Here is a 25,113-nt window from a genome sequence, read left to right as displayed (position 1 = left end):
AGATCCACAGCCTGCGGACGGATATATGCCTTCCGCTCCGAGCGAAATTCGCAGGACTGCGACGACACTCGAACTGTCGCCGCGGGTGAAAAGATGCGACTGCTCGAATCCGGCGGGGTACGGCCGCGTCAGTCGTCGGCCTGTCCCTGGCTGGCGGCGCCGGACGCGGAGGCGGGGGCGGCCGGCTCCGGCAGTTCGGTGCGCACGTCGGCGCGCTCGCGCTCGGCGATGACTTCGGCGTAGGCGTCGGGCATCACCTTCGTGAAGTCGTCGAGCGCGTCGTCCCAGTCGGCGAGTAGCTCCGCCGCGCGGTCGGAGTCGGTGTACTCGGCGTGGTTCTCGACCAGCCGCGTGATCATCGACCGGTCGATCTCGTCCGGCGTCGGGTCGATCGAGACCATCCCCGTGTTCGCCGACCGGGCGAACTTGCCGTCGGGGTCGTAGACGTAGGCGACGCCGCCCGACATGCCGGCTGCGAAGTTCTTCCCCGTGTCGCCGAGGACGACGATGGCGCCACCGGTCATGTACTCACAGCCGTGGTCGCCGACGCCCTCGACGACGCCTTTCACCCCGGAGTTGCGGACGGCGAAGCGCTCGCCCGCGACGCCGTTGACGTAGGCCTCGCCCTGGGTCGCGCCGTACAGCGCGACGTTGCCGATGACGACGTTCTCGGCGGCGTCGTAGTTGGCGTTGTCGGGCGTCCGGACGATCAGCTTCCCGCCCGAGAGGCCCTTGCCGACGTAGTCGTTGGCGCTCCCGACCAGATCCATCGTGACGCCCTGCTGGAGGAAGGCACCGAAGCTCTGGCCGGCGGTCCCCTCCAGTCGGCACTCGACGGTGTCGTCCGGCAGCCCCTCGCCGCCGTACTCGTCGGAGATCGCGTTCGAGAGCGTCGCGCCGACGGCGCGGTTGGTGTTGTCCACGTCCGTCGAGATCGCGACGGGTTCGGCGGACTCGATGGCGGGTTCGGCCTCCTCGATGAGGTCCCAGTCGAGCGCCTCGCTCACTTCGTGAGTCTGTTCGCGGGTCTTGTAGCGGTCGTCGTCGCCGGCGGGCTCGGCGATGACGCCCTGCAGGTCGACCTTCTTCGCCTTGGGCTGGTCCACGTCCGTCCGCTGGGCGAGCACGCTCGGGCGGCCGACCATCTCGTCGACGGTCGTGAAGCCCAACTCGGCCATGATCTCCCGGAACTCCTGGGCGACGAAGCTCATGTAGTTGATGACGTGCTGGGGCTCGCCCGGGAAGCGGTCCCGGAGTTTCTCGTTCTGGGTCGCGACGCCGACGGGGCAGGTGTTCTCGTGGCACTGCCGGGCCATCACGCAGCCCGAGGTGACCATCGACGCGGTGCCGAAGGCGTAGCCCTCGGCGCCGAGCAGGGTCGCGACGGCCACGTCGCGGCCGGTCTTCATCCCGCCGTCGGAGGTGACCTCGATGCGCGAACGCAGGCCCGTCGCGCGGAGCATCTGGTTGGCCTCGGCGAGGCCGAGTTCCCACGGCAGGCCCGCGTTCTTGATGCTCGTCTTCGGCGAGGCGCCGGTGCCGCCGTCGTGGCCCGAGATGTGGACCTTGTCGGCGTTGGCCTTGGCGACGCCGGCGGCGATGGTGCCGATGCCGTCCTCGGCGACGAGTTTGACGTTGACGTCGGCGTCGGGGTTGGAGGCCTTGAGGTCGTGGATGAGCTGCTTGAGGTCCTCGATGGAGTAGATGTCGTGCAGCGGCGGCGGGGAGATGAGCCCCACCCCGGGGGTCGCGTAGCGGACGTGGGCGATCATCTCGTTGACCTTCTTGCCGGGGAGGTGGCCGCCCTCGCCGGGCTTGGAGCCCTGCGCCATCTTGATCTGCAGCTCGTCGGCCGAGGCGAGGTAGTTGCTGGTGACGCCGAAGCGACCCGAGGCGACCTGCTTGGTCTTGCAGTTCTTCTCGGTGTCGAACCGTTCGGGCGGCTCGCCGCCCTCGCCGGTGTTGGCGTGGGCGCCCAGCCGGTTCATCGCGATGGCGTTGTTCTCGTGCATCTCCGGGGAGAGGCTCCCCAGGGACATCGCGGCGGTCTCGAACCGTTTCACGATCTCCTCGACCGGCTCGACCTCCTCGATGGGGACCGACTCGCGGTCGGAGTCGAACTCCAGCAGCCCGCGCAGCGTCTGGAGCTGCTCGTTCTGGTCGTTGATCTCCTCGGCGAACTCCTTGTAGCGCTCGTAGTCGCCCGTTCGAACGGCCTGCTGGGCCTTGCCCACGGTGGAAGGGTTCCACTGGTGGTGGATGCCGCCGGAACGGTTCTCGAACTCGCCCTGGCGTTCGAGGTCGGGGTCGTCGCCCCAGGCGACCTCGTGGCGGTCGAGCAGGTCCTCCTCGATCTCCTCGATACCGATGCCCTCGGTGCGGTTGGCGGTGCCCTCGAAGTACTCCGCGACGAAGTCCGAAGCGAGGCCGACCGCCTCGAAGATCTGGGCGCCCTGGTAGCTCTCGACGGTCGAGATACCCATCTTTGCCATCGTCTTCAGGAGGCCGTCCTCCAGCGCGTTGACGTAGGCGTCGATGGCGGTCGACAGCTCCGCGCCGTCCGGCCCCGCCACCAGGTCTTCGATGGTCTGGTAGGCGAGGTAGGGGTTGACGGCGCCGGCGCCGTAGCCGACCAGCGTCGCCATGTGGTGTACGGTTCTGGGATCGCCCGATTCGAGGACGAGCCCCACGTGGTTGCGCAGGCCGTTGCGGACGAGGTGGTGATGGACGCCGCCGACGGCCAGGAGGCTCGGAACGGCGATGCGGCCCTCGCCCGCGTCGCGGTCGGAGAGGACGATCACGTCGTACTCGGTCGCCGCCTCCGAGGCGACCTCGCGGGCGTCCTCGACGGCTTGGCGTAGGTCGGTCTCGTCGGGGTCGTAGGTGATGTCGACGACCTTCGAGGACATGCCGTTGTCGTCCAGGTCGCGGATCGCCTCGGTCTGCTGGTCGGTGAGGATCGGCGAGTCGAGAACGAGCTGACGGGCGTGTTCGGGCGATTCGTCCAGCAGGTTGCGCTGGTGACCGAGCCGGGACTCCAGGGAGGTGACCAGTTCCTCGCGGATGTAGTCCAGCGGCGGGTTGGTGACCTGCGCGAACAGCTGCTTGAAGTAGGTGAAGAGGGGTCGGTTGAACTGCGACAGGACCGAGAGGGGCGTGTCGTCGCCCATCGAGCCGACGGGGTCTTTGCCCTTCTCGGCCATCGGTTCGAGGAGGTGGTCGACCTCGTCGTAGGTGTAGCCGTACTGTGCCTGATAGGCCCGAAGCTGGTCGATCTCTCGCTGGGGAAGGTTGTCGGGGTCGGAGTTGATATCCGACAGATCGAGTTGCTCGTCGGCGACCCACTCGCCGTACTTCTCGTCGGTGAGGTCGTCGAAGACCTCCGCGTCGGGGATGACCCGTCCCTCCTCGGGGTCGGCGAGGAACAGTTGGCCGGGCTGGAGCCGGCCGCGCTCCTCGATGTCGGCGGGGTCGGTCTCCAGCGCGCCGGCCTCGCTGGCCATGACCAGCGTGTTGTCGGTCGTCACGTCGTATCGGCACGGGCGTAGGCCGTTGCGGTCGAGGACGGCGCCGACTCGGTCGCCGTCGGTGGCCGCCACCAGAGCGGGCCCGTCCCAGGGCTCGACCAGTGAGGCGTGGTAGTCGTACCAGTCGCGGCGCTCGCCGGTGACGGCGTTGGCCTCGCCGCGCCACGCCTCGGGGATGAGCATCCGGAGGGCGTGGGGCAGGTCACGGCCCTCGAGCATCAGGAGTTCGAGGGCGTTGTCGACGCTCGCGGTGTCGGACTGGTCGGGGTCGTCGATGATCGGCTTGAGCTTGTCCACGTCGTCGAACGCGTCGGAGTCGAGGTCCGTCTCCCGCGCGCGCATCCAGTTGATGTTGCCCTGGATGGTGTTGAACTCGCCGTTGTGGATGATGCCCCGGTAGGGGTGAGCGAGGTGCCACGCCCCGAGCGTGTTCGTCGAGAAACGGGCGTGGACCATCGCGAAGGTGGTGTCGACGCGCTCGTCGGTCAGGTCCGGATAGTAGTCGGCGACCTGCTCCCCCTTCAGCAGGCCCTTGTAGACGACCCTGTCGGTGGCCAGCGAGACGACGTAGAACCGCTCGTGACCGGCGGGCTCGCGCTCTTCGACGTGGGTCTCCAGGGCGCGCCGGGCGGCGTACAGCTGTCGGTCGAACTCGTCGCCGGTCAGCCCGTCCGCGGACTCGACGAAGACCTGAACCATCTCGGGTTCGGAGTCCAGCGCCGTCTGTCCCAGGTCGGCGTTGTCCGTCGGAACGGACCGCCAGGCGACCACGTCGAGGCCCTCCGCAGCGAACCGGTCGTCGACGACGCCCTTCAGGTCCTCGCGGGCTTCGTCGTCGTCCTTCGGGAGGAAGAGCGAGCCGACCGCGTACTCGCCGGGTGTCAGGTCGGCGTCGACTTCGTCGGCGAAGAAGCCGTGTGGCGTCTGGATCATGACGCCGGCGCCGTCGCCGGTCGACTCCTCCGCGCCCGTGGTGCCGCGGTGTTCGAGGTTTTCGAGCAGTTCCAATCCGTCCGAGAGGACCCAGTGCCCACCGTCGCCGTCGAGGTCCATCACGACCCCGACGCCACAGTTGGACCGTGCGTCGGCCGGGTCTGCCAGCCGGTGGTCCTCGTCGTCGCGAGAGAACGCACTCATGTCCTCGGACCTACCCGGTACCTCGATAAAACGCTTTGCCTGATAGACTATATGACTGTTATATCCATACTTAGGAGTATAAGGAGCCTCCCAGACATACAATGTCCAGATCGTTCGTCAGGGATCTATCGCGTGATCGAACGTACTTCATTACTCGGTTTCACAGGTAAAACACTATCGGATATCGGGTATTACTGGCCATTCCTGGAATAAGTACCGCAGGATCGAAAAGATTCTCACGACGATAGCAGAGTCGAGTGGGGACATCTGGCCCGGCGGCGGACCAGTCGCATCAGGACCGGGGGGTGAGCGTCGCTCAGGCCCAGGTGCCGGCCTGTTCGGCCGCGTCGAGGACGCGCTGGATGGCGACGACGTAGGCCGCGACCCGCATACTCGGCAGGTCGTGGTCCTCGTAGGCGTCGACGAGCGTGTCGAACTGTTCGACGACGATGTCTTCGAGCTCCTCGTTGACGCGCTCCTCCGACCAGTAGAAGCGCTGACGGTTCTGGACCCACTCGAAGTAGGAGACGGTGACGCCGCCGGCGTTGGCGAGGATGTCGGGCACGATGACGACATCTTTCTCTTCGAGCACGTCGTCCCCGGCGGGGGTGATCGGACCGTTGGCGGCCTCGGAGATCACGTCGGCCTGGACGCCCTCGGCGATCGCCTCGTCGATGGCGTTCTCCAGGGCCGCGGGGATCAGCAGGTCCACGTCGAGCTGGAGCAACTCGTCGTTGGTGACCGCCTCGTCGGCGCCGTGGAAGCCGGCGACGCTCCCGGTCTCGCGCTTGTGGTCCTTGGCGGCGACGGGGTCGAGGCCGTCCTCGGTGTAGACACCGCCGCTGGAGTCGGAGACGGCGACCACGTCGGCGCCCATCTCGTCGACGAGCTTCGCGGAGATCCAGCCGGCGTTGCCGTAGCCCTGGACGGCGACGGTGGCGTCGGCGATGTCCTCGCCGAGGTAGTCGAACGCCTCGCGGGCGGCGATGACCGTCGAGCGACCGGTCGCTTCGACGCGGCCCTCGCTGCCGCCGCTGGAGAGGTCCTTGCCGGTGATGACGCCCGGCTCCGTGGTGTTCTCCAGGGTCTCGTAGGTGTCTTTGATCCAGTTCATCTCGCGCTGACCCGTGTTCACGTCGGGCGCGGGCACGTCGCGGTCCTCGCCGATGAGCGGGGTCAGTTCCGTCGCGAAGGCGCGCGTGATGCGTTCGAGTTCGTCCTCGGAGTAGTCGTCGGGGTCGATGATGATACCGCCCTTGCCGCCGCCGAGCGGGATACCGACGGTCGCGGTCTTGTAGGCCATCCAGCCCGACAGCGCCTTGACCTCGTCGCGGGAGACCTGCGGGTGATAGCGGATGCCGCCCTTGTAGGGACCGCGGTCACCGTTGAACTGCGACCGGTACGCGCGGAAGACCTCGACCGAACCGTCGTCCATCTCGACCGAGAGGTTCGTCTCCAGGATGCGCTCGGGATTTTTCAGCCGCTCCAGCATGCCCTCGTCGACGTCGAGGTACTGCGCGGCCTCGTCGATCTGTTCCTGTAGGCTCTCGAACGGGTTTACGTCGGATCCCATGCGTGGACGCTCGTAGACTTCTGGTAAAAATAAATCGGATTCATACAGTAATCTGCGCGCATTCCGTTAAATTATTATACAGCAAGGGGATGCAGACAATAATAGGTGTTTATTTACATAATAGGTGCGGGCGAGCGCGATACCGTAGCAAGTTCGCGAGCGTGTCGGACAGTCGGCCGGGACGGAAACGTGGGGGTCCAGTACGCCGGCCGATCACGTCGTCGCACTGCGATCTCACCCCGAAATCGGCCGGCGTCTGCCGGTCGTCAGCCCGAAGTCTGACGGCCCTTTATGCCCCGCGACGAGTCACCTGCACATGCCGGGGGCGCGGCACGGTCACACGCTCCCGTTCCCCGCCAACGGCGACATCCCATCCCATCCTATCCTTCCGCGGTGCATCGATCACTCAGGCTCGCGACCCGCTGGTCGGTTCCATCGCCAGCGTCACCGCCGACCCGTCGACCGTCCACTCGCGAGTGTGAGCGTCGGCGCCGCTGTCACCACCGGCGAGGACCGTCAGGTCGTCGACCCGGACGGCGCTCCGTACGTCCGCTGCGTGGTCGGTCACCGCCGCCGCGAGCGCCTCGTCGTCGGTACGGACCGTCAGCCGGACCCGCTCGTCGACCGCCAGGTCGAGGTCGGCACGCATCTCCTGTGCGCGCCGGGTGACGTCGCGCGCTAGCCCCTCCCTGCGGAGTCCCTCGGGCAGCGACTCGTCGACGTAGACCGTCCCGCCGTCGAACGGGACTCGTCGCACCCCGTCGGGGACGCGCTCGACCACTGACACCATCTCCGCGGTCACCTCGTACTCGGCGCCGTCGACGGTGGCCGTCAGCGGCAGTTCCTCGGCGGGTCGCCCCTCGACGGCGTCGGCGACGGCCGCCGCGTCGTCGCGGAACGCCGGCCCGACGGCGTCCATCTCGGGGACTATCACGCGCTCGCGAGCGGGGTAGCGGTCGGTCAGCGAGACGGCCGCGGCGTTGGTGCGGTCGGCGAGCAACTCGCGGTGGGTCTCGACGGCCGCCGCGACTCGTTCCTCGTCGGTTTCGACGACCACCTCGACGACGGGCCAGCGATGCTTGCGCCCCATCTCCTGGCGGGCGGTCGCCACGGCCCCTTCGACCGCACGGAGGGCGCCCACCTGTTCGACCAGCTCGGACTCGTCGGGGAGACCGAGCGCGTCGGCGTCGGGCCAGTCGGTCGCGTGGACGGTCGGTTCGCCCGCGTCGGCAGGGCCGTCGAGGGCGCGATACAGCCGCTCGGCGAGGTGGGGCGCGAACGGCGCGAGCAGCCGGACGCAGACGCCGAGGACGGTCCCGAGCGTGTCGTAGGCCGCCCGTTTGTCCGCGGTCGAGTCGGGCGTCCACACCCGGTCGCGGACCGTCTGGACGTAGTAGCGCGAGACGTCCGCGACGAGGAAGTCGAGGACGGCGTCGAGCGCGACGTTCGGCTCGCGCTCCTCGAAGCCCGCGGTCGCTCGCTCGGCCACCTCGCGCAGGCGCGCGAGGACCCACTCGTCGAGCACTCGGCGCTCGTCGGGGTCGGCGACCAGGGCGACCGACGGCTCGTAGCCGTCCTCGGCCATGAACATCGCGGCGAAGCGGGCGACGTTCCACACCACGTCGAAGCGCTCGCGGGTCGTCCCCACGCCGGTCATCTCGGAGGTCATCGTCACGTCCTGTCCCTGCTGTTCGTGACCGAGCAGATGCGCTCGCAGCGCGTCGCGGCCGTGGGCGTCGGCGACCTCGGGCGGGCGGAGGACGTGGCCGCGCGATTTCGACATCCCTTCGCCGTCCAGCAGCGCCCAGCCGTGCATCAGCACCTCCTCGTAGGGCGCCCGGTCGGCGAAGGCCACCCCGAGATAGAGTTGCATCAGGAACCAGCCGCGCGTCTGGTCGTTGCCCTCGACGACCAGATCCGCGGGCCAGTTCTCGGGGCGAGGGGTCTCGCTCGGGCGCTCGCGCAGACTGGCCCACGAGGCCACGGCGGAGTCGAACCACACGTCGAGCACGTCCGCCACGCGCTCGGCCTCGCTCCCGCAGTCCGGACAGGGAACGGTCACTTCGTCGACGACCGGGCGGTGCGGGTCCTCGGGCACCTCGTCGAGGCCGGCGCGCTCGGCGAGGTCGGCACGCGAGGAGGCGACGGTGTCGCGGCCGCAGCCCTCGCAGTGCCAGACGGGTAGGGGGCTCCCCCAGTAGCGCTGGCGGGAGACGTTCCAGTCAGGCGCCGCCTCGACGGTGTTGCGGAAGCGGCCGTCACGGGTCTCGGCGGGGTACCAGGTCGTCTCCTCGACGGCGTCGAGGAGGTCGGCTTTCAGGCCGGTCACGCGCACCAGCCACTGCTCGGCCGCGCGCATCACCACGTCGGTGTCACACCGCGGACACCGTGGGTACTCGTGGGTGAACCGCTCGCTCCCCAACAGGGCGCCCGCTTCGTCGAGCGCGTCGGCCACCGCCCGCCGGCCCTCCCCGTGAACGGCCAGGCCCGCGAACGGTCCCGCCTCGTCGGTGAATCGCCCGTCGAGGGTCACCGGAGAGTAGGTCGGGAGGTCGAGGTCCCCCTCGCTGGCGCGCTCGAAGTCTTCGTGGCCGAACCCCGGCGCAGAGTGGACCAATCCGGTCCCGTCGCCGCCCGTCTCGACGTAGTCGGCGTGGGCGACCGTTCCCTCCGGCGTCGGGTGGTCCGGGAGCCGCTCCGCGAGCGGGTGGCGATACCTCGCGCCGACGAGGTCGCTCCCCGGGAGCGTCTCCGCGACCGCGTACTCGCCGTCGGCGACGCCCAGCGCGTCCATCGCCGCGTCGACGCGCTCGGCGGCGACGTAGAGCGGCCCCACCGTGGTGACGGCATCGCTGTCCACCGCCACGGCCGCGTACTCGCCGTCGGCGTCGACCGCGACGAACTGGTTGCCCACCACGGTCCACGGCGTCGTCGTCCACGCGAGGAGAGTCCCGTCGCGGCCGGCACCCACGAGCGGGAAACCGACGTACACCGCGTCGACCGTTCGGTCGTCGTACTCCAGCCTGGAGTCCGATACCGCCGTCTCGCAGCGCGGACAGGTGTTGACCACCTGGTCGCCTCGCTCGACCAGGCCGCGCTCGTAGAGGGCGGCGAAGGCGTCCCAGACGGTGTCGACGTACTCCGGGTCCATCGTCTGGTAGACGTCGTCCCAGTCCATCCACACCGCCAGGTCGCGGAACTCCTCGTCCATCACGGCGCGCTGGTCCTCGACGAACGCGCGACACTCGTCGACGAAGCGGTCGACGCCGTACTCCTCGACGGCATGTTTCGTCTCGAAGTCGTGATCGCGCTCGACGTTCACCTCGACCGGGAGGCCGTGGGTGTCGTAGCCCGGCCGGGCCAGGACGGCGCGGCCGCACATTCGGTGATATCGCAGGAGTGCGTCCTTGAGTACCTTCCCCCAGGCGTTGCCGACGTGCATCCGCCCGCTGGTAAAGGGCGGCCCGTCCAGGAAGGAGAACGGCTCCTCGTCCGCCTCGGCACCCCGCTCGGCGGCGCGGCGTTTGGCGTACTCGTAGGCGTGGCTGGTCTCCGCGGGCGCGTCGACGCCGGGGAAGGCGTCGGCGTCCGTCCAGTGCTGTTTGACGTGCTGTTCGACCGCGTTCGGGTCGTAGTGGTCGGGTAGTCGTTCGGGCATGTAGATGTGTCTCGTCGTGTCGGTTCGCGGGCAATCCGGGCGACTGAGCGTCACTGAGACGAATCAGCCGCCGCTTGCGGAACGTGACTCACGGCACGAGCGGACCCGGGGGGTGGTGACCGGCCGGCGTCCGACGGGCGGGCCCCTGACGGGACTGGCGTCACCGGGTGCGGAACCGTCGTGCCCCGAGAAAGTTGGTACTACGCCCCTGACGGGGCGATAATCGAGACCGTCGCGGCGGGCACGCGGTGCCGCGTCATTACCCGTAGATTTCGTATCTATCGGTAAATCGGTTTCGGGCGTTTGGGGTTCGGTATCGGGGGTCGCAGAAGGTGAGAGCGGTGTCACGGCGACTGCGACTGACGGGGACAGCACGGCAGCGAACAGCGTGAAAGCCCCTGCCCGCTCCGGTCGCGCGGTTTGCTGCGCGCTTCACTCGCTCCGCTCGTTCCAGTGCTTACTGCGCCGTGCTTCCCGGAGCGGGCAGCCCCTTCCATTCCCACCCGTGTCGGCTGATCAGACAGTCTGAACAGGTGGGAATGAAAGGGGCGACGCGTTCGGCGAACCCGGACGATGTAAGCACCGCAGGCCGGAGTCCTCGCGAGCGGAGCGAGCGAGGGCTCGTCAGAGCTTGCTCTGACGGCGGCCGAGGAGCGCAACGAGGCCCGGAAGCCGAACGCGTCGGGGCTTTCACGCTGTTTGCGGTCGTCACAGAATCAGCGGTCGTCGCGGAGTCGGCGGTCGGCGCCGGGCTCGCACGGAGGAACCAGAGACAACGAGCGACTCCGTCAAATCGACCGATCGAACCGCCGACTCCGAACTCAGATAACGCCGGTCACACTCGCGGCGTCACGAGCCGCGGCCTCGCTCATGCCGTCGCCCAAGATCGTGTAGCGGTCCCGGATTTCGTGGGCCGTCGTCAGCGCTTCGATGACGACCTCGTCGCCGATCCCCAGCTCCTCGGCGGTCGTGGGCGCGTCGATGCTGGCCAGCGCGTCGCGGATGTCCTGCCACTGGCCCTTCGGCCCGGAATGCAGGTACTCGGTCATGATCGAGGCGACGCCGACCTGGTGGCCGTGCAGGGCTGGTTCGGGCGCGATACGGTCGAGCTGATGGGAGATCAGGTGTTCGGCGCCCGACGCCGGCCGCGAGGAGCCGGCGATCGACATCGCGACGCCGGAGGAGACGAGCGCTTTCGTCACGATCCAGGCCGACTCCTCCAGTTCCGGGCGGATGGAGTCGGCGTTCTCGACGAGCATCTCGGCGGTCATCCGCGAGAGCGCGCCGGCGTACTCGTGGTACTCGACGTTCTTCAGCCGGTGGGCGAGTTCCCAGTCCCGAACGGCGGTGAAATTGGAGATGATGTCCGCACAGCCCGCCGTGGTCAGCTCCCAGGGGGCGTCGGCCAGGATCTCGGTGTCGGCGACGACCGCGAGCGGCGGTTCGGCGGCGACGCTGTGGCGGGTGTCGCCCTCGGGGATGGAGGCGCGGCCGGAGACGATGCCGTCGTGGCTGGCGGCGGTCGGGACCGAGACGAAGCCCTTGCCCACGTCCTCGCCGGCCATCTTCGCCACGTCGATGACTTTGCCGCCGCCGACGCCGACGAGGTAGCCCACGTCGTCGCTCGCGGCGACCTCGATGACCTCCTCGACGGCGCCGAAGGTCGCCTCCTCGATACGGACGACCCGCGGGTCGAACCCGGCGTCCGAAAAGCCCGCGACGACCCGGTCGCCGGCCACTTCGGCGGGGGTCGGGCTGGTGACGACCAGCGGGTCGCCGTGGAGCCGGAGTTCCTCGACGGCCGCCGCGGCCTCGTCGAGCACGCCGTGACCCACCACGACGTTCCGCGGCAGCCGTATCCACGTCGACTTGTCGAACATGCCGAGGTATGCGCGGTCGGCCGGCAAAACGCTTGCCGTCGCACTCGACGCCGGAGCGGCGTCGTCGGGTCCGCCGTTCGAGCCGGTCGGGTCCGCCACAACGGCGCCGGCGGCCGATACGCGGTCAGAGCGTGTCGAGCACGCCCAACACCCGCTCCTCGGCCGCCCGGTCCGGGCCCTGCTGGGCCTCGTCGGCGTCGCGCTCGGGCGTCGCCTCGACGGTCTCGGCGACCGCCTCCGTCGGCGCCTGCGGGTCCCACCCGAGCGACCGCAGTTTGTTCGTGTCCAGCACGTGCGGTGGGTCCCGATACAGCGGGAAGTCCGACGGCTCCAGGCCGCCCGCGGCGAGTTCGCGGTGGCCGGCGGTGACGACATCCACGTCGGTCCCCAGCGCGTCGGCGACGGTCTCGACGGTCTCCCGCAGCGTCTGCAGCGTCCAGTCGCCGACGTTGTAGGCCTCGCCGGGGGCGCCCTCCTCGGCGACGACGCGGAGCGCGCGGGCGACGTTCTCGACGCTCACGCGATGCCAGAGGTTGGTGCCGTCGCCGGGGATCAGAACCCGGTCGTAGTTGGCGACTCGCTGAACCCAGTAGTCGAATCGCCGGGTGTAGTCGTGGGGACCGTAGACGACGCACGGCCGGAGACTCATCGCGTTCACGCCCGCTTCGGCGGCGGCGAAGACCGCGCGGTCGCCCTCGGCCTTGCGTGGCCCGTAGGTCCCCCCGGAGTCGTCGGTCGCCTGGTCGTCGGTGCAGGGTTCGAGAGCGGTCTCGCCCTCCCGCTTGGGCACGGCCTCATCGCCGTAGGCGGCGCCGCTGGAGACGTAGACGTAGGCGTCTACGTCGTCGAAGACCCGGGTCGCGGTCCGGACGTCTCGGGGCTGGTACGCGACGAGGTCGACGACCACGTCGGGGTCGCGGGCGGCCGCGTCGGCGAGGTCGCCGTCGTCGGTGCGGTCGCCCCGGAGGTGGTCGACCGCCTCGTCGTCGGCGAAGGGGCTCTCGTGCTCGCCGCGGTGGAAGACGGTCACGTCGTAGCCGGCGTCGCGGAACTCGCGGACGGCGCGGCGGCCGATGAAGCGGGTGCCGCCGACGAACAGCGCGTGTCGGGTCATACCTGAGATTCGTCGCTGACCCGGTTAAACCCGGTGACCCGCGGGCGATCCCCGGGCTCCGTCGTTCCCCGCGTCCGTCCGGTTCCCGTCGGCTACCGAGGGCACCGTCCACCTCTATCGCCCTCGGGAGCGCTATCGACGTGACGGCGAATTCGGATGCAAGAGCGGTGTTAAACGGTGAATAACTACGTGGGTTCGGATGTGACTGTCGTCCATGCAGTGTGCGAACTGTCGGGCGGACGGGGAACCAGCGTACACGCTTCGGGCGCACGTCGACGCCGACGATGACGGGGACGGCCAGGAGGACGACGAGGCGGAGGCCCGGACCGACGGGGGCGCGAGCGCGACCGTGGATTTACCCTTCTGTTCGCTGGAGTGTCTCACGGCCTGGACCTGAACAGAGCCAAAGAGCTATCCGAGCGGGCCCGCCACCAATCGGCATGGAAAACGTCCATCCAGGACAGCGCGTCGCGGTGCTCGCGGACGCGCAGAACCTCTATCATAGCGCCCGGAGTCTCTACACGCGCAACATCGACTACGCCTCCCTGCTCGACGCCGCCGTCGCCGACCGCCAGCTGACCCGCGCCGTCGCCTACGTCATCCGCGCCGACTCCCCCGAGGAGGAGTCCTTCTTCGAGGCCCTCGTCGACATCGGCTTCGAGACGCGTATCAAGGACATCAAGACCTTCGGCGACGGCTCGAAGAAGGCCGACTGGGACGTGGGCATGAGCTTAGACGCCGTCACGCTGGCCAACCACGTCGACACCGTCGTCCTCGCCACCGGCGACGGCGACTTCTCGCGGCTCTGCTCGCACCTGCGCCACGAGGGCGTCCGAACCGAGGTCGTCGCGTTCCAGGAATCGACCGCCGAAGAACTGGTCGCCGCCGCCGACGACTTCACCGACATGAGCGAAGACGTCGAGCGGTTCCTCCTCTGAGCGCGGAACCGCTCCGCTGGGGCCGTTGTGAACCGCAAAAATCGCGGACCGCGTTATTCCTCGTCGCCGTCCGAGTCCGCGTCGTCGCCCGCGTCCAGGTCGTCTAGACCGGCGTTGGGCGCGTTGCGCTTGACGCTCCGGAGGCCGTCGATGGCCCCGGTGCGGGAGGCGTAGCCCTCGCCGCTGTCGCCGAGGATCTGTCCGTTCTGGTGGCGGAGCCGCCAGCGGTACTCCCCGGCCGAGTCCTCGAAGATCTCGAAGGCCGCGCCGCGGTAGTCCAGAGCGCTGGCCTCGTCGACGTACTCGCGGACTCGTCCGATGGAGTCGCGGGCGCCGCGCTCGGAGGCGAAGCCCTGGCCGCCGTCGGCGATGATCTCGTCGTTGCTCGCGACGAGCCGCCAGCGGTACTCCCCGGCCGAGTCCTCGAAGACCTCGAAGGCGCCCTCGTCGGCGGCTCTCTCGCGGACGCGCCCGATGCCGTCCTGTGCGTTGGTGCGGGAGGCGTACCCCTCGCCGCCGTCGGCGAGGATTTCGCCGTTGCGGTGGATGAGCCGCCAGCGCCACTCGTCGGCCGCGTCGCGGTACACCTCGAAGGCCGTCGGGTCGATCCGCAGGTAGTCGGCGGGGCCGACCTGCTCGCGGACGCGCTCGACGGCGTCGTCGACCGCATCGTGGTCGGCGTAGCCCTCGCCGCCGTCGGCGACGATGTTGCCGTTGCGGTGGACGAGCCGCCAGCGGTACTCCCCGGCGGCGTCCTCGTACATCTCGAAGGTTCCCTGGCTCTCGCCGGGCGGATACGGCGCGTCGGCCGGTTCCTCTTCCGGTTCGACCTCGACCTCCTCGCGGACGGCGTCGGCACCGGGGGCGTTCTTGCGGACGCTCGCCAACCCCTGCTCGGCCTTCTGGCGGGAGCTGTATCCCTGGGCGCTGTCGGCGATGATGTTGCCGTTGCGGTGGCGCAGCCGCCAGCGCCACTTCCCGCCGCGGTCCTGGAAGACCTCGAAGCGCGCCTTGCTCTTCGGCGGTTCGGCGACGGGTTCGGCGTCCGGATCGGTGTCCGACTCCGCCGCCGCAGTGTCGACCGTCTCGGCCGTGTCGGTGGTCTCGGCGCCGGGGTCGCCATCGCGGTCGGCGACCGCCGCGTCCGCCTCGGTGGTCGGGGCTCGCCGGGACCCGCCGACGAGGGGGACCAGCGCCGCGCCGACGGCGACCAGCACGAGACCGAGCGCGAACACCGAGATGACGGGGACGGCCAGCCCGGAGGACCGCCAGCCGGGATAGGCGACCAGGAACCCGGCCACGCCGAGCAGGGCGACGAACCCGCCGGCGTAGGAGACGAGGTTCGCCGTCCGCCGTAGCGGCAGGCGGATCACCGGCCCGATCATCAGCAGGACGAGCGAGATCGCCGCGAGCGCGATCCCGGACTTGCCGGTCGTCGTCGCCGTCGTCACGTCGCTCGTCAGGAACAGCAGCATGCCCAGTACCCCGAGGAGGATGCCGAACACGAACACCCAGTAGCCGTACACTTCGTCGTTCGTCGTCGGTTCCGCGATACGATTCCGGTACCACTGGACCATCGCATCCGGATTTGACTGCTCGTTAGACATGTTACAAATTAAATAATCGGCGGCTAAACAGATAAAGATGTGCTACGCTTCAACAGCGTGCGCGTCACTGTCGGGCGACGAAAACGGGGAGAAACCGCAAAATCGGGCGGAGCCCGTGGTGCGTCTTCAGACCGGGCGACCCGGGTCCGAGGTGCCCACGAGGAGGGCACCGGCGGCGAGGCCGAGCGCCCCCGCGGCGATGGCGACGACCGGAACGGCGACGTCGAGCGCTCCCGGACCGAAGATGAGAACCGTGCTGATCGCCAGCAGCACGACCCCGAACGCCACTTTCCGTGTATCTGTCTCTGTCATCGTGACCGTAGTTTGGTAATCGATCCGTATAAATTCTCCTGAAACCGCGTCACACGGCTATGATCGATCGTGATCGAATCGGATCATATCGGTATGTGGTAACGTGGAACGTGCGCTATCGGGGACCGACCCGCGGGCTCGGGGGAGTGAGACAGATACAAGACGGGGTAGGGCGAACGGAGAGGCGATGGACGACGAGGACCGGGCGATGCTGACGCGGGTGGCCGACTACCAGTGGGGCCGCGGCGCCGCGGGGGCGTTGTTCGACGACGGCGACCCCGAGGTGACCCACACCAGTTCCGGGCGGCCGCGACAGGTACTCGCCGACGAGGGCCGGCTGGTCACTTACGCGACCGACGGGCGGTTCACCCTCGGCGTGGCCGGCGGGCGACGGCTGCACGACGGTCTGTCCGACGGGCGCTACAGCGTCGTCGTCGGCGACGAGAGCGAGCCGTTCGTCCGCGAGGAGCGCAACGTCTTCGCCAAGTTCGTCTCCGCGGCCGACCCCGCGATCCGACCGGGCGACGAGGTGGTCGTCACGCACGAGCGCGGCGAGGTACTCGCCGTCGGCCGGGCCGAGTTGAGCGGCGAGGGCATGGGCGACTTCGAGACCGGAATGGCCGTGTTCGTCCGCGACGGCGCCGAAGAGAGTGCGTGACTCTCGGGTCGAGGAGCTGTCTCCGGCTGAACTGTCGTGAACCGGAACCGAGCGACGGCGCACGTCGAACGTCATAGGCACTCGCTACTGCACTTCACAGAGACAGCACGCGGTGAAAGCCGTCGGCGCGCTCGCTCTGAATCGGATCGACCGCAGTCGGCAGCAGGCGATGAAAGCCCTCGACCCGCTCGCCCGTTCAGTCCACCAGGAGAGTACGCTCTCCTGAGCCCTCGTTCGCTTCGTCTTCGCGCGGCAGCGCCGCGCGAACGGTCCGAGGGAGCTTCGCTCCCTCGCTACTCACGAGGNTCTCCTGAGCCCTCGTTCGCTTCGTCTTCGCGCGGCAGCGCCGCGCGAACGGTCCGAGGGAGCTTCGCTCCCTCGCTACTCACGAGGACACCAGGACTGCACCACCACGTACAGCACCGCAGACGGCCACGACCCTCCCCAGCCGATTCGTTCGGTCGCTCCGCTCCCTCCCTCATCCCTCGCGCGGCTTCGTCGCGCGCACGAGAGCGCGCTCCAGCGCGCGCCACGACGGTCACTGGCAGTATCCGGCGCCGCAGGCGCCGGTTCACCGGACGCGAGGGAGCGAAGCGACTGAGTCGTCCGGCCTTTTTCACCCATGTTTTTGGCGAGGGGGTCGCCGTCGGCGACCCCCTCGCGAAAAAGATGGTTCGCAACGCTTGTATCGCGCCGTGCCCGTGTACCGCCAATGAGCCACTCCTCGCCGCCGGTACGCCGCGTCGCGGACTGGGACTTCGACCAGCTGTCGTCGCTGGCGGCCGAACACGGTACGCCGCTGTACGTCGTCGACCTCGACCGCGTGGCCGAGAACTACGAGCGGTTCGCGTCGGCGTTCCCCGACGCCCACGTCATGTACGCCGCGAAGGCCCACACCGGCCGCGCGGTGCTGGAGACGCTGCTGGACGCCGGCGCCGACATCGAGTGCGCGGCCCGCGGGGAACTCCAGCGAGCCATCCAGGCGGGCGCCGACCCCGACACGCTGCAGTACACGGCCGTCAATCCGCCGGACGCCGATCTGGACTACGCCGCCGAACTCGGCGCCGACCACCCCGGACTGACCGTCACTGGCGGCGCGCGGGACACGTTCGACCGGCTGGAAGCGCGGGGCTACGACGGGCGCGTCGCCATCCGGGTCAACCCCGGCATCGGCACGGGCCACCACGAGAAGGTCGCGACCGGCAAGGACGCCAAGTTCGGCATCCCCTACGACGAGGTCCCCGAACTGGCGGCCGACCTGCGCGAGCGGTTCGACCTCGTCGGCCTGCACGCCCACGCGGGGTCGGGCGTGCTGCACGACGACCTCGAGGACCACTGCCGGGCCATCGCGAAGGTGGCCGAGTTGGCCCGCGAGGTTGGCGATTCGGACCTGGCGTTCGTCGACTTCGGCGGCGGGTTCGGCGTTCCCTATCGCGAGGACGAGGAGCCCCTGGACATGGAAGTCGTCGGCGAGAAGGTCCGGGAGGCCGTCGGCGACCTCGACGCACAGATCAAGCTCGAACCCGGTCGGTACGTCGTCGCCGACGGCGAGGTGATCCTGACCGAGGTGAACACGGTCAAGGAGACGCCGGAGGCGACCGTCGTCGGTGTCGACGCGTCGCTGGCGACGCTGATCCGCCCGGCGATGTTCGACTCCTACCACCCCATCGGGAACGTCTCGGCGCCCGAGCGGGCGGTCGAACCCGTCGCGGTCGGCGGCCCGTGCTGTACGAGCGCGGACGTGTTCTGCACGGACCGGCCGGTGGCCCGGCCCGAGCGCGAAGACCTGCTCGCGATCGGGAACGCGGGCGCCTACGGCTACGAGCTCGCCAACCAGTTCCACTCTCAGCCGCGTCCGGCGGAGGTCGCCATCGAGGGCGGCGAGACCCGGGTCGTCCGCCGCCGGGAGACGATGGACGACGTGACCCGGGTCGAGCGTGAATCCGGTGACCGGGCCGGCGATGCGGCGGCGGGAGACCGGTGACGATGAGCTTCGATACCCTCGGCTTCCACGAGCGGGCGGTCCGGACCGAGTCTCACGAGTCCGTCGAGGGGATGCGCGACCTGCTGGTCGAGACGCTCGAAGAGGCGGGCGCCGACCCCGTCGTCGACGAGGCGGGCAACACGCTCGCGACGCGGACCGGCGAGGGGTACGAGGCCGGCGACGTGGCGAAAACCAGTTCTGACGAGGGGGACCACCTCGTCCTGAACACGCACATCGACACCGTCCCGCCGCACGTTCCCTTCGCCGAACGCGAGGGCGGCGAGGTCGTGGAGGGGCGAGGCGCCTGTGACGCGAAAGGGCCGCTCGCGGCGCTCGTCGACGCGTTCCTCAGCGCCGGCGTCAGGGGAGGAAACCGACTGACACTGGCGATCACGCCGGACGAGGAGACGGTCCAGACCGGCGCCGCCCACCTCGCGGGGACGCTCGACGCGGACGGCTTCGTCGTCGGCGAGCCCACGGGGCTGGACGTGTGCAACGCCGCCCGCGGCCAGTACGAGGGGACGGTGACCGTCACCGGTATCGCCGCTCACGCGGCCGCGCCCGAGAGCGGCGCGAACGCCGTTCGAGCGATGGCGCCGATACTCCAGGCGATGGAGACGTACGACGAGCGCGGGGCGCAAAGCGCCTCGGACGGAGCGAGCGGCGACAGTCGGGAGCCGCGAGCACGCGGGCCGGACGAACACGAGTCGCTCGGGCGACCGACGCTCACGCCGACCGTGATCGACGGCGGCGAGGTGTCGAACCAGGTGCCCGAGGAGTGCGTGCTCACCTTCGACCGGCGACCGGTACCCCCGGAGACGCCTGAGGAGTTCGAGAGCGGACTGGCGGCCCACCTCTCCGAGTGGGTTCCCTCGGGGATGGACCTCGACGTGTCGCTCTCGCCGCGGGAGACGCCATTCCTGGCCGCGTTCGCGACTGACCCGGACGACCCGCTCGTCGAAGCGCTGGCGGCCGCCAGCGGCGGCGAGGTGCGGCCGTTCGGCGCTGCGACCGAAGCTTCTTATTTCGCCGAACACGCGCCGACGGTCGTGTTCGGTCCCGGCGACCTCGCCGACGACGAGGGTGCCGTCGCTCACAGCGAGCGCGAGTACGTCCGCCGCGAGGAGGTCCAGGCGGCCGCGCGCGCCGTCCGCGACGCCGTCGACGGGCTACTGTAAGGCGACGCCGAGAGGGTTCCCGGTCGGACTCACTCGACCAACGGGGCGACGACTCCGAAGAGGAACGGCGAGAACAGTCCGAGGGCGATACCCAGCACTTCCATATCGAACAGGAGCGTCTGCTCCCAGCCCGGCAGCCCGCCGAAGGCCGCCGATCCGACGATCTCGCCCAGCCCGCCGAGGGCGAACAGCGCGACACCGAGGAAGAACCCGGTCTTCGCGAGTTTCGTGTAGTCCCTGCTTGCGTGGTGCGCCATGGACTCCGATATCCCCTCTCACGGCAAAAATTCACCGTGAGAGTTCGTCACGCTGTGTCACGGAAACCATATGGTCCGGTGTCGCATACGCGGTCTCAATGCGAGAACTCCTGCTCGGACCGGTCGCCGAGGCGCTCGGCCTGGTCCTGTACGTCGCGATCGCGGGCACGCTGACCGTCGTCGGCGCGCTCGCCGAACGGGCCGGTCTGTCGAACCTCACCGCCGGACAGACGACGCTCGGCCTCTGGGAGGCCGCACTCGGTGCCGTCCTCCTCTACGCGGCGCTGAACGTCGCCTACCACATCGTCTTCCCGCGGCTGCGCGGCGCCGAGCCCACGGCCTGATCGACTGGTCTCCCCAGCGCGCTACGAGAGATACGACATCGCTTCTTCGTCGCTCACCTGGTCGAAGTTCCGGTAGTGAGCGCCGACGGCGCCGAAGTTTCCGGGTCGTTCGACGGCGACGACCTCGTCGGCCAGCGCGGCGAGCCCGTCGAGCGTGTTCGGCGGTCCGACGGGGACGGCGACGACCAGCGACTCGGGGTCCTCGTCGCGCACGAGGCCGAGACAGGCCCGCATCGTCGCGCCGGTGGCGACGCCGTCGTCGACGACCGCGACTCGCCTGCCAGTCAGGTCGGAGCGACCACCGTCGCGGTAGGTCGCGGCCTTCTCGGCGGCGACCTCGCGTTCGCGCTCGCGTTCTCGTTCGAGGTAGTCGTCGCTCACGGACAGTCGGTCGAGCGCGTCCTCGTTGAGCCACGCCGCCCCGTCCTCGGCGACAGCGCCGACGGCGTACTCCTCGTTGCGCGGCGCACCGACTTTCGAGGCGACCACCACGTCCAGCGGCGCGTCCAGCCGGTCGGCGACCACGCGACCCAGCGGGAGCCCGCCCCGCGGGATCGCGAGGACGATGTCGGCGTCGATGCCCCGCTCTTCGAGCGCGTCGGCGAGGCGCTCGCCCGCGGCCGTCCGGTCGCGGAACATACCCGTGGGTACGACTCACACGGGCAAAGGTCTGTGGCCGTCCGTCGCCGGGTTCCGACGCGGGTCGGGACCGGGGCCGGAGTCGGACCTACTCCCGCGCGTCGTCGACCAGATCGCTCGCGACGCCGGTGTAGCCGGCCGGTGTCAGCGCGTGCAATTCCTCGCGAACGTCCTCGCTCACGTCCAGGTCGTCGATCATCGCCTCGAAGTCGGCCATCGATACGTCGCGGCCGCGGGTCGCTTTCTTGACGTGTTCGTAGGCGTCGTCGAAGCCCTCGCGGCGGAGGACCGTCTGGACGGCCTCGCCGACGACCTCGGGGGTCGCGTCGAGGTCGTCGGCCATCACCTGCTCGTTCGGGACGACCTTCGCCAGGCCGTTTTCGAGCTTCGAGTAGCCGATGAGACAGTGGGCGACCGCCGCGCCCATATTGCGCTTGACCGTCGAATCGGAGAGGTCGCGCTGGAGCCGCGAGGTCGTGACGTAGTCGCCGAGGAACGTCAGGTCGGAGTTGGCCTTCGAGAGGTTGCCCTCGCTGTTCTCGAAGTCGATCGGGTTGACCTTGTGGGGCATCGTCGACGACCCGGTCTCGCCCTCGGCGGCCTCCTGACCGAGGTACCGGTCGGAGACGTAGAGCCACACGTCCAGGTCCAGGTCGAGGAGGACGTTGTTCGCGCCGCGCAGGGCGTCGAAGACGGCGGCGAGGTCGTCGCAGGGGTTGACCTGGGTGGTCAGCGGCTCGTGTTCGAGCCCGAGGTCGCGGACGAACGTCCGCGAGAAGGCTCGCCAGTCCACGTCGGGGTAGGCCGCGTCGTGGGCGGCGTAGGTGCCCGACGCGCCGGCGAGCTTGCCCGAGACCTCGTCGGTCGCCCGCTCGATACGGCCGAGCGCCCGACCCAGTCGCGAGGCGTAGACGGCCAGTTCCTTCCCGTAGGTCGTCGGCGTGGCGGGCTGGCCGTGCGTACGGGCGAGCATCGGCAGGTCGCGGTACTCGCGGGCTTCCTCGATCAGGGCGTCGCGCACGTCGCGGAGTTTCGGGACGAGCACCTCCTCGACCGCGGGCTTGACGAGCAGGCGGTGAGCGAGGTTGTTCACGTCCTCGCTGGTGAGTCCGAAGTGGATCCAGTGGGCGGCGTCGAGGTCCTCAGGCAGGCCCTCGCGGACGAAGTACTCGATCGCCTTCACGTCGTGGTTGGTCGCGGCGTAGTCGCCGTAGCCCTCCGTCTCGATCCGCTTGATCAGCGCCGCGTCGTCGTCGTCGAACGCCTCGTAGAGCGCGCGGAGGTGACCGCGTTGCTCGGAGTCGATTTCGAGCGGCGTCTCGGACAGGTCCGCCAGCGCGATCAGGTACTCGACCTCGACGCGAGTGCGCGCCCGCATGAGCGCCGCCTCGCTAGCGTAGTCGACCAGCGGTTCCGTGTACCGTGCGTAGCGGCCGTCCAGCGGCGAGACGGCCCGTAGCGGCGATCGGTCGGTCATGGTCGCTCGTGCGGTGAGTCGCCCAAAGAGCGTGTCGGTCGGCGGTCGCCGCCGGCCACGGCCGACCAGTCTCTCGGTCCGCAGTCGGGGCGACCATGTCGACCATGTCGACTGTGTCCCGGTCGATTCGCAACTACTTTGCGCGGCCGCGGCGCCCCTTCGAACATGAAACTCGCAGGGATGGCGAGCAACCGCGGGCGGAACCTGTTGAACATCGCGGACCGCGCCCCCGGGGGCGCCGAATTCTCCGTACTCTTGACGAACGACGCCGACGCGCCCGTCCTCGACGCGGCGGCCGAGCGCGGGATCCCGACCGAGGTCGTCGAGCGCGACGAGGGCGAGGACCGGCGCGACCACGAGGCGCGCGTCCTCGACGCGCTGGCCGACTACGACTTCGAGCTGGTGACGCTGGACGGCTACATGCGCCTGCTCTCGGACACCTTCCTCGACGAGGCGCCGACGACTCTGAACGTCCACCCCTCGCTGCTGCCAGCCTTCCCCGGCATGGACGCCTGGGGCGACGCGCTCGACTACGGCGCCGACGTGGTCGGCTGCACCGTCCACGTCGTCACTGACGCCATCGACGACGACGGCGAGATCGTCGAGGAGGCGGTCGACGGCGGCCCCGTCGTCACCCAGGAGCCGATCCCCGTCTACGAGGGCGACGACGAGGACGACCTCAAAGAGCGCGTCCTCTACGAGGGTGAGTTCAAGGCCTACCCGCGCGCAGTGAAATACTTCGCCGAGGACCGCGTGACCGTCGACTTCGACGCGAACCGGGCCTCGGTCGAGGGCGACACCGGCGGGGACCTGCCCGCGCGCCTGTTCAGCTCCGAGGACCGGGCCGCCGACCTGCGCTACGGAGAGAACCCCCACCAAGACGCCGCGGTCTACGGCGACGCGACCGTCGACGAGGCCAGCGTCGTCCACGCCGATCAGCGCAACGAGGGCGCGAAGGCCCTGTCGTACAACAACTACAACGACGCCGACGGCGCGCTGAACCTCATCAAGGAGTTCGACGAGCCCGCCGCCGCCGTCATCAAACACACCAACCCAGCGGGCTGTGCGACCGCCGACACCCTGGCCGACGCCTACGCCGACGCGCTGGCGACCGACCCCAAGAGCGCCTTCGGCGGCATCGTCGCCCTCAATCGCGAGTGCGACGAGGCGACCGCCGCGCAGATCATCGACTCGTTCAAGGAGGTCGTCGTCGCGCCCGGCTACACCGACGCCGCCCTCGACACCCTGTTCGAGAAGGACAACCTGCGCGTGCTGGACGTCTCCGACTCCTACGACGTGACCGAGACCGTCACGGAGAAGAAGCTCGTCGGCGGCCGGCTCGTCCAGGAACGGGACACCCAGAAACTGACCGCCGACGACCTGGAAGTCGTCACCGAGCGCGAGCCCACGGACGAACAGATCGAGGCGATGCTGTTCGCCTGGCAGACCATCAAGCACGTCAAATCCAACGCCATCGTCTTCGCGAAGGGGACCGAAACCGTGGGCGTCGGCGCCGGGCAGGTCTCCCGCGTCGACGCGGTCGAGATCGCCGACATGAAAGCCGAGAAGGACGCCGAGGGCAAGGACGCCGAGGGCGCCGTGATGGCCTCTGACGCCTTCTTCCCGTTCCCGGACGGCATCGAGAAGGCCGCCGAAGCGGGCATCGAGGCGGTCATCCAGCCCGGCGGGTCGAAGAACGACGACATCGTGACCGAGGCCGCCGACGAACACGACATCGCGATGGTCATGACCGGCCAGCGCGCGTTCCGGCACGATTGAGCGCCAGCGAGTGAGTGTCTGAAGCTCGTCAGAGCAAGCTCTGACGGTGTCTCCGTCACGACCGACCGTCGCTGTCGCAGTCGGCGCGCTCCGGGACCGTCCCGAACTGATTCGGGTCATTTCGCGAACGTGAAATCGGGCCGTTGCTTTCAACAGTCGGGAGTCACTGAGTCCGGCGTGCGCAACCGACGGGCACGCCGCGGGCTCTCGCCGGTGATCGGGACGGTGCTGCTGGTCGCGATAGCCGTCCTGCTGGCGTCGGTCGCGGCGTACGTCGCGTTCGGCGCGACCGAGGAGCGCGAACCGGCGCCGGAGGTGACGCTGGAACTCGAACCGGGCCCGGTTCCCGGCGCGTACGAACTCTCGGTGACCAACGGCGAACGGCTGGACGGCGAGCGGGTCGAACTCCGCGGCGCCGCCGACGAGAACGCGCTTCGGAATCGGGACCTCCTCGCGGGCGACAGCGCGGCCGTCTTCCCCGTCCGCGAGCGACTCCAGCTGGTCTGGTTCGGCGAACACGACAGCAGCTACGTCCTCCGGGAGTTCGAGGTCGACCCCGAGGTCCCGTCGGCCGACGAGACCTGTCCGTGGCTCGCGGGCAAGACCTCCGTCAGCATCGATTTCGTCCTCTACTGCGACGTGTCGATCACAGATTCCGTCGATATCGAGTCCGGTGGGACGGTCGTCGGGCGCATCGAAAGCCAGTCGGACAGCGTCGATATCGACACCGGGCTCACGGTCTACGGGCCGGTCACCGCCGGCGACGACGTCGCGATCGACGGGAGCGAGGTCGCCGGCGACGTGCGCGGCCCGGACGTCGATATCGATACCACGACCGTCTACGGCTCGGTCAAGAGCGCCAACGAGGTCGACCTCGACGGTGCGACCGTAACGGGACACGTCTACGCGCCGAGCGTCTCCTGTACCGACAACCCGACGATCGACGGCCAGTCCTGTTCGAGCTACGCGCCGAAGGATCCCGACGACTACTGAGCGGTTCCGGTCGCCGTCGCGGCCGCGGTCGGCTGCCGTCGTCGACGCGTCCGGTCGA

At 69.2% G+C, this 25,113-nt stretch carries 18 protein-coding genes; 8 read left to right on the top strand and 10 right to left on the bottom strand.

Annotation, left to right across the window (positions count from 1 at the left end; all coding sequences use genetic code 11):
• Positions 1-128: 128 nt before the first annotated feature.
• From gltB to C475_RS16315, 5 genes are all read right to left on the bottom strand, one after another.
• On the bottom strand, positions 129-4,664 hold the full coding sequence (gene gltB, locus C475_RS16335) for a glutamate synthase large subunit (RefSeq protein WP_006884968.1): 4,536 nt from the start codon (positions 4,662-4,664) through the stop codon (positions 129-131).
• 316 nt (positions 4,665-4,980) lie between these two features.
• Positions 4,981-6,237: a Glu/Leu/Phe/Val family dehydrogenase gene (locus C475_RS16330; protein WP_006884967.1), complete on the bottom strand. Its 1,257-nt coding sequence runs from the start codon at positions 6,235-6,237 to the stop codon at positions 4,981-4,983.
• A gap of 406 nt (positions 6,238-6,643) precedes the next feature.
• Positions 6,644-9,895 carry an isoleucine--tRNA ligase gene (gene ileS / locus C475_RS16325; RefSeq protein WP_006884966.1) on the bottom strand — a complete coding sequence of 1,084 codons (3,252 nt, stop codon included), beginning with the start codon at positions 9,893-9,895 and terminating at the stop codon, positions 6,644-6,646.
• A gap of 821 nt (positions 9,896-10,716) precedes the next feature.
• Complete coding sequence (locus tag C475_RS16320; protein ID WP_006884965.1) at positions 10,717-11,775, bottom strand: NAD(P)-dependent glycerol-1-phosphate dehydrogenase; 1,059 nt, start codon at positions 11,773-11,775, stop codon at positions 10,717-10,719.
• Positions 11,776-11,899: 124 nt separating this feature from the next.
• A complete protein-coding gene (locus tag C475_RS16315; protein ID WP_006884964.1) occupies positions 11,900-12,889 on the bottom strand; it encodes an NAD-dependent epimerase/dehydratase family protein in 990 nt (329 codons plus the stop codon).
• A gap of 214 nt (positions 12,890-13,103) precedes the next feature.
• On the opposite strand from C475_RS16315, the gene C475_RS24430 reads away from it, so the two are divergent.
• Together C475_RS24430 and C475_RS16305 are read left to right on the top strand one after the other, a co-directional pair.
• Positions 13,104-13,286 (top strand): hypothetical protein, encoded by a 183-nt coding sequence (locus tag C475_RS24430; RefSeq protein ID WP_006884963.1) that lies wholly within the window; start codon positions 13,104-13,106, stop codon positions 13,284-13,286.
• Between the two features lie 43 nt (positions 13,287-13,329).
• Positions 13,330-13,827: a LabA-like NYN domain-containing protein gene (locus tag C475_RS16305; protein ID WP_006884962.1), complete on the top strand. Its 498-nt coding sequence runs from the start codon at positions 13,330-13,332 to the stop codon at positions 13,825-13,827.
• 53 nt (positions 13,828-13,880) lie between these two features.
• On the opposite strand, the gene C475_RS16300 is transcribed toward C475_RS16305, so the two are convergent.
• A complete protein-coding gene (locus C475_RS16300; RefSeq protein ID WP_049930782.1) occupies positions 13,881-15,434 on the bottom strand; it encodes an HVO_2922 family protein in 1,554 nt (517 codons plus the stop codon).
• Positions 15,435-15,560: 126 nt separating this feature from the next.
• The gene (locus C475_RS16295; RefSeq protein ID WP_049930780.1) at positions 15,561-15,746 is read right to left on the bottom strand and encodes a hypothetical protein; all 186 of its coding nucleotides are present in this window, start codon (positions 15,744-15,746) and stop codon (positions 15,561-15,563) included.
• A 187-nt stretch (positions 15,747-15,933) separates the two neighbouring features.
• Here C475_RS16295 and C475_RS16290 point away from each other — a divergent pair, with 187 nt between their 5' ends.
• The 3 genes from C475_RS16290 (at position 15,934) to C475_RS16280 (ending at position 19,566) form a co-directional block, all read left to right on the top strand.
• Positions 15,934-16,404: a PUA domain-containing protein gene (locus C475_RS16290; protein WP_006884960.1), complete on the top strand. Its 471-nt coding sequence runs from the start codon at positions 15,934-15,936 to the stop codon at positions 16,402-16,404.
• Positions 16,405-17,116: 712 nt separating this feature from the next.
• On the top strand, positions 17,117-18,388 hold the full coding sequence (lysA, locus tag C475_RS16285; protein WP_006884959.1) for a diaminopimelate decarboxylase: 1,272 nt from the start codon (positions 17,117-17,119) through the stop codon (positions 18,386-18,388).
• A 2-nt stretch (positions 18,389-18,390) separates the two neighbouring features.
• Entirely contained in the window at positions 18,391-19,566 is a 1,176-nt protein-coding gene (locus C475_RS16280) for a M20 family metallopeptidase (protein WP_049930778.1), read from the top strand.
• A 29-nt stretch (positions 19,567-19,595) separates the two neighbouring features.
• Here the strand turns inward: C475_RS16280 and C475_RS16275 are convergent, their stop codons facing one another.
• Positions 19,596-19,823 carry a DUF7860 family protein gene (locus C475_RS16275; protein ID WP_006884957.1) on the bottom strand — a complete coding sequence of 76 codons (228 nt, stop codon included), beginning with the start codon at positions 19,821-19,823 and terminating at the stop codon, positions 19,596-19,598.
• Positions 19,824-19,921: 98 nt separating this feature from the next.
• On the opposite strand from C475_RS16275, the gene C475_RS16270 reads away from it, so the two are divergent.
• Positions 19,922-20,167: a hypothetical protein gene (locus tag C475_RS16270; RefSeq protein WP_006884956.1), complete on the top strand. Its 246-nt coding sequence runs from the start codon at positions 19,922-19,924 to the stop codon at positions 20,165-20,167.
• A gap of 21 nt (positions 20,168-20,188) precedes the next feature.
• Here C475_RS16270 and C475_RS16265 read toward each other — a convergent pair whose 3' ends face one another.
• Complete coding sequence (locus C475_RS16265) at positions 20,189-20,806, bottom strand: phosphoribosyltransferase (RefSeq protein WP_006884955.1); 618 nt, start codon at positions 20,804-20,806, stop codon at positions 20,189-20,191.
• Between the two features lie 88 nt (positions 20,807-20,894).
• A complete protein-coding gene (gene purB / locus C475_RS16260; protein WP_006884954.1) occupies positions 20,895-22,283 on the bottom strand; it encodes an adenylosuccinate lyase in 1,389 nt (462 codons plus the stop codon).
• 165 nt (positions 22,284-22,448) lie between these two features.
• On the opposite strand from purB, the gene C475_RS16255 reads away from it, so the two are divergent.
• Both C475_RS16255 and C475_RS16250 read left to right on the top strand, forming a co-directional pair.
• A complete protein-coding gene (locus C475_RS16255; protein WP_006884953.1) occupies positions 22,449-24,062 on the top strand; it encodes a formyltransferase family protein in 1,614 nt (537 codons plus the stop codon).
• A 177-nt stretch (positions 24,063-24,239) separates the two neighbouring features.
• Positions 24,240-25,055 carry a type IV pilin N-terminal domain-containing protein gene (locus C475_RS16250; RefSeq protein ID WP_049930776.1) on the top strand — a complete coding sequence of 272 codons (816 nt, stop codon included), beginning with the start codon at positions 24,240-24,242 and terminating at the stop codon, positions 25,053-25,055.
• Positions 25,056-25,113 lie beyond the last annotated feature (58 nt).

Source organism: Halosimplex carlsbadense 2-9-1 (genome assembly GCF_000337455.1).
Classification (GTDB): Archaea; Halobacteriota; Halobacteria; order Halobacteriales; family Haloarculaceae; genus Halosimplex; species Halosimplex carlsbadense.
The sequence above is the reverse complement of the archived record's forward strand: the minus strand, read 5'-3'. Positions and strand labels throughout refer to the sequence as shown.